This window comes from Psychrobacter sp. T6-1, from assembly GCF_052258445.1.
Window position 1 is genome coordinate 1 of record NZ_JBQQFC010000173.1, and the last position, 5124, is coordinate 5124.

Annotated in this window: 6 protein-coding genes; 3 read left to right on the forward strand and 3 right to left on the reverse strand. The window is 37.6% G+C overall.

Annotated features, from left to right (window positions below; all coding sequences use genetic code 11):
• Positions 1–543 (forward strand): pirin family protein (locus tag ACTXGO_RS09385; RefSeq protein WP_443574199.1); only part of this gene is annotated, 543 nt, incomplete at its 5' end.
• A 60-nt stretch (positions 544–603) separates the two neighbouring features.
• Positions 604–816: a DUF1289 domain-containing protein gene (locus ACTXGO_RS09390; protein WP_443543502.1), complete on the forward strand. Its 213-nt coding sequence runs from the start codon at positions 604–606 to the stop codon at positions 814–816.
• A gap of 34 nt (positions 817–850) precedes the next feature.
• Here the strand turns inward: ACTXGO_RS09390 and ACTXGO_RS09395 are convergent, their stop codons facing one another.
• From ACTXGO_RS09395 to ACTXGO_RS09405, 3 genes are all read right to left on the reverse strand, one after another.
• Complete coding sequence (locus ACTXGO_RS09395; protein WP_443543500.1) at positions 851–1780, reverse strand: putative phage abortive infection protein; 930 nt, start codon at positions 1778–1780, stop codon at positions 851–853.
• Positions 1781–1912: 132 nt separating this feature from the next.
• Entirely contained in the window at positions 1913–2656 is a 744-nt protein-coding gene (locus ACTXGO_RS09400; protein WP_443543499.1) for a hypothetical protein, read from the reverse strand.
• Between the two features lie 91 nt (positions 2657–2747).
• On the reverse strand, positions 2748–3407 hold the full coding sequence (locus ACTXGO_RS09405) for a hypothetical protein (RefSeq protein WP_443543497.1): 660 nt from the start codon (positions 3405–3407) through the stop codon (positions 2748–2750).
• Between the two features lie 403 nt (positions 3408–3810).
• Here ACTXGO_RS09405 and ACTXGO_RS09410 point away from each other — a divergent pair, with 403 nt between their 5' ends.
• Positions 3811–4962, forward strand: a complete 1152-nt coding sequence (locus ACTXGO_RS09410; protein WP_443543495.1) for a catalase family protein — start codon at positions 3811–3813, stop codon at positions 4960–4962.
• Positions 4963–5124 lie beyond the last annotated feature (162 nt).

A 5124-nucleotide genomic window follows, 5' to 3' on the forward strand; every position in this document is an offset into this window, starting at 1 on the left:
GAACTGCCTGAGCAAGAAGATGGCGCGATGGAAGGCTTCCAGCTGTGGCTCAATCTACCTGCCAAAGATAAAATGAATGATCCTTGGTATAAAGATTTCCAAAGTGAGGACTTGCCTAAATACACCACAGAAGATGGCGTGGATGTTACTGTCATTGCGGGGACATCGCACGGGGTAGAAGGCGCAGTCACGCGCGATATCACTGAGCCGACGTATTTAGATATTCATCTACCCGCAGGCACTAGCTTTAGTCAGGCCATTCCAGCTGATCACAATGCGTTTGCCTTTGTGTATCGCGGTACGGTAGATATTGAAGGGGATACGGTACCGACTAAAAACATGGCTATCCTCAAAAACGACACTGATACTGATGGCGTTACCATTAAAGCCGATAGTAGTGAGGACACCAAAGTGATCTTAATCACTGGACGTCCATTACGTGAACCGATTGTGCAATACGGTCCGTTTGTGATGAACAGTCAGCACGAGATCATGCAAGCGGTCACTGACTTCCAAAGTGGTAAATTTGGTGAAGGTGCTTAGTGGTTAGCCTAGTTTGTTAAGTACTCTATTAAATGTTAAAGCCCGTATTAGTTCGCTAATATGGGCTTTTTTTGTGGGAAAAAGTATTGCTTTGGTTGTCTACGCAGTCGCCCCGAACGTCAATTGTGGTTAAGTATGAACACCGAACAGCGCCGAGAAGTATTAAGGTTAATCGTAGGACGTAAACAGCGTATTGAGCAGATGCGTCAGCTTAAAGGTCAACAGCTAGGATTTGATTTCGATGAGGTGGTTGAGGTTGGGGAGTTGTTTTGATAGATAGAAAAACTGTATCTAATAGACTTTATTTTTAAGTACTTTCTATCCAGAGACCAATTTCATCTTCTTCGTATGAAATGTCAAAATAATCTTTTGGATCATATCCATCACAGTAGTCATGAGGCAGGTTAGTCAGAAGCTCATACTTTGTAATATAATTACTCATATGCCATTTAGTACCAAACCTAGAAACTAAGTTAAAAAATAAGATATATAACTCTGGATTAGAAAGCTGTGCCCTATATATTTTTATAAGGTCAACTTTTTCTTCTTGAGAAAGATATTTATCATTATCTACCAACTTGATAGCATTATACATATTTCGGAAATAACTGCTCAATTCAGTTTGATTAGTTCTTCCTAATTTCAAACTCTCATTTTCTTGTACTTTTTTCAGCATTTCAGTAGCTATTAAAGAGCCACTCCTATGAATTGACAATTTTCCTTTTATGAAGTCAACCCAAGTTTCACTTTGACCGTAAAAGAAGCATATGTATGCCACATCGATTTTTTCACTAGAGCTGAGATTAAGATCTAAGGTTTCGTTGATGCTATTAACAGCCTGCAAAAGTCTTTTGAGTTGTATTTTATATACTACAAACGCTCGTCTACCTTCTTCAACGATATCTGCTTTAGTAGCCTCTATGCTACCTACCTTAGTACTTCTTACATTTTCAGTATGATAATCCAACATTTTAAAGAAGTGGTCTTTCACTTTATTCTTAGATGTTTCTATGTATTGGGAGGTAATTGTGTATATAAGCAAAAGAACGCTAAGAATAGAAAAAAGCGTACCTATAAATCCACCAAAAAAATCGCCAAATCTAGATGCCAAATCAGTATCAACATTGAAGCTCCAATTGAAATAAGCTCTATTGAAAATTATAAAAGGTAAAATCACTAATAGAGAGATAGAGAAAATTATGAATATGTATTTTAAAATAATATTTAACCTAACCATTTTATTCTCTTAAAAAAATTGTATGATTATAGATGAAATGTCTTGAAAAAAACCCTTAAAAAATAAAACTAGATATATATTATGAAGTTTAAGTGCCGAAAAATATAAGTGAGACATAACTTTTGCCATATACTACGTCTTTTCTTCGACTTCTATTGATTGTCCAACATAGTATGCAGATTCCCAGAAGATAGCATCACCACTGGGATAACCTTTTTTATGATCCATAAGGCTTTCAGTTTGTGATTCAAATATAGTAAATCGATATTTTCTAGATACATTTGCTCTTAGAGTATCGGTTTCTATAACAATCTCCAAAAGGTAATCACCTGCAAACCATTTGAAATTACTTTCTAATAATTTATTAAACGGTTCAACTATTTCAGGAGGAGCCACTACAGGATTCTTTTCTCCAAACTCATCTATTCGACGTGAGATTTCGTTCTTAAGTTTAATTTCTGCTTCGCGGTATAATTTTTCATCACTTCGATCAAAGTAATTAAGAAAGCTTACCAGATGACTCCATTCGGTCTGAGGTTTTAAATCAAAGCTTGTTAGTAATATCAGTTGGTTATCTTTTGGACTTGCAACATAAGTTTGGGCAGGTAAAGACATAACTTTCTTGTTATCTCTCAATATATTGGCATTCATCTTTTTTATACGGATAACCCGTCCACCGACATTGCGCAATATGAGATGAATTTGTAAGTTAGGATTACCAACTTTATGAGTAATAAATATCCTAGAATGCACTTCTAAATCAAGCTTAGCCCTGCGTATGAAAACATGGATAGGTGGAAGTTGAGAAAGTATTAATGCCAGTAAAGCAATCAAGGCAGACCAAAATTTCCAATCCGTAGTAATATTAAAGGTCATCGTATAAATATCTCTTTGCTTATATTATTAATAATTAGGTTGAGGAACGTTTGAAACAATGAGACTTTTATAGTATGAAAATAGGTAATAGTTAAGACGTCTCTTGAATCACTTTGTAGCCACGGATACTGTTACGGTGTAGATACTTAAGAATTGATTTTTCTCCCTCTTCCCGCGCGTCTGCAAGATCATTTGTTAACTCATCATTAAGATTTTCAGACGGATACATTATAAATTGCGCATTAACTATTTCAGGCGATTCAGGAGTTGCAACATGTTCATAATCATTAAGCAATTCTAGATAATTATTTACGCGATTTACTGAGTCTATAAGAAGAAGATCAAATGGTAAAAAGCCTTCATAAATTTTAGACCCAATTAAAACTCTTAAATCAAGTTTAGCTAAACGATAACTTTCTTGCACCGTTGAGAATTCATTAATTCGTAATTTATAGCCATCGATTTCAGGTATACACCAACGTTCTAATTCTGTAGTGTGGAAAATTTCTTCATTAGTAAAACGCCGTTTTTCATTCGGATGTAAAGGTTCACGTAGCATCAAAGCAGCTCTACTTACAAGGTGGCTCTCTTTTACAAGATTTTTTGCCGCTGTATACACTTCCTTACCAACAAGGTCTCTCTTCCATGCTCTTATACCATATATTCCTATACCAATTGCAACTAACGCAGCCAACCCAAGTAGCGACTCTTTAGCTAATGTTATCCATGCAATAAGTTCTGGACTAGGCATATACTTTCCCTATAGAAGAATAGATAATTAACATTCAGAGTCTAATTTTAGCAGACTTTAATTCAAAGATTCTCATATAAACTTAGGAAAATATAACTTTAAGATTATAGACTCAAAAATAATAGGTTTATTTAGGTTATAAAGAAAGCCTCCTCTACATAAGTAAAGGGGGCTTTTAGTAATAGAGATCTGACGATGACCAAAGCGCCGTAAAATTGTATGTCAACTTTAAGCAGCGCAAGAGCTATCTACAGGCGTAGCTGCGGACAACTATTTCCCAAACAGTCGTTATTCCTTGCTCACCTTTACACATCACCAATACTTATCATCAATATTAACGACCAAACTTTTGTAAAATAACTAGGATTTCAAATCTTAAATTCCCAACAGTAGGTAGCTGATTATGCTGAAGAAGTTGTTTAAACCAAAATATGTCAAGTTCGATAAAAAGTACACCACCCTAAGTGCAGAAGATCAGCAGACGATGAAGATGATCACTGCTGATATCCGTGACTACGTGCAAAAGAGCAAAGAAGCCAATAAACTTGATCATCACACCCGCGCCGTCCATGCCAAGACCTACTGCGGACTCAAGGCCAAGTTTGAGATTCTAGATAATTTGCCAGAAGAGTACGCTCAAGGACTGTATGCAAACGCAGGTATTCACGATGCGGTGATTCGATTCTCAAATGCTGCGGCAGGTGTAGATGCAGATAGAAGGCTGGGGTTAGGACAAGGGCTAGCGATCAAGATATTTGATGTGCCGGGCAAAAAGCTCACCCCTGGTGAAGAGGACTGTACCACCTTTGATTATGCGCTAGTGAATGGGCCTATCTTCTTTACCAACAGTCTAAAAGATTATGCTTATCTGTCCAAATTAAATTTTGAGCTAAACAGCTACTTAGGCGATGGCTTACTCGGTAAAGGCAAACTGGTATTTGACTGGCTGACCAAATACGGCAAAGCATTTCCTAATGTAGAAGGCGTAAAGACTCTAAATGCCTTTAGAAAGCTGGCTACCATTCCACCAAAGAACGCTTGGCTATATGATTACTTCTCACAAGGTGTGTGCCGTCATGGCGACTATATGGCAAAGATTAGAGTGACGCCTACCAAGGCCTCTACCGCCAAAATCAAACGAGAGGACATTCACTTATTTACAGAAGATGAAGCTATCCGCCCCGCTATCATTCAAGAGATACAAGAGCACGACTATCAGTTCAATGTGCAAATCCAGTTATGCCGTAATCTAAAAAAGCAACCTATTGAGACATTAACCAAAGAATGGAAAGCATCTGATGCGCCTTTTGTTACCGTGGCAACTTTAACCGTACCTTGTCAGGACGTACCAGACGATGGCAATGTTGAAGCGATAGAGAATCTGAGCTTTACCACCTTTAGATGCTTAGAAGAGAATCGTCCTATCGGAGTCATTCAAACCTCGCGTTTGCAGGCATACAAGACCTCTTCTGATACCCGTCACGAGCACAACAACGTGAAACGCAGAGAGCCTAGCAGTTTAAAAGAGGTGTTCGATAAACCAACTACTAAGTAATTTAGTGTTTATAGTAATAATTTGAGCAAACAAAAAAACAGGAGACAAAGAAAAGCCCAATCCTGAATAAATAGGATTGGGCTAGTCTTAGAATAGAGAGCTGACGATGACCTACTCTCACATGGCCGGAGCCACACTACCATTGGCGCGACGATGTTTCAC